Source organism: Mesorhizobium sp. M1D.F.Ca.ET.231.01.1.1, assembly GCF_003999155.2.
Lineage (GTDB): Bacteria > Pseudomonadota > Alphaproteobacteria > Rhizobiales > Rhizobiaceae > Mesorhizobium.
Genome location: NZ_RZOZ02000085.1, coordinates 1 through 396, shown reverse-complemented (window position 1 = coordinate 396; position 396 = coordinate 1). Strand labels below are relative to the sequence as shown.

Sequence of the window (396 nt, the reverse complement as noted above, 5' to 3'; positions counted from 1 at the left end):
AAACGCCGCCCGGGATCTCGGCTTTACGGATGCGCAGAGCTACAACGACGCAAGGGCCGGCGGCTTCACATCTGCAAGCGCATTCGCCCAGGCGAAGAGCATGGGTTTCATTACCCAGCGCGACTACGATGCGGCAATGTCGGGCGGCTTCCGCAGCAGCGACGAATATCAGCGGGCGCAGACGGGCGGCTTCACGGCTGCCAATGAATATCGTGCGGCCGTCCAACTTGGCATGCAGACTAGGGTGGAGTTGGCCGCCTACCGCGCGTCTGGGTTTTCCGACCCCGCAGCGTACCGCGATGCCAAGCAGAAGGGCTTTGCCGACAAAGCCTCCTATGACAAGGCCGAGGCCCGCAAGCTAAAGGCTGCGAGAGGCGCCGCAACGACGCTTCTTTC

At 62.9% G+C, this 396-nt stretch carries 1 protein-coding gene; it reads left to right on the top strand.

Annotation, left to right across the window (positions count from 1 at the left end):
- On the top strand, positions 1–396 hold a 396-nt coding region (locus EN874_RS33970; RefSeq protein WP_210238593.1), incomplete at both ends, for a hypothetical protein.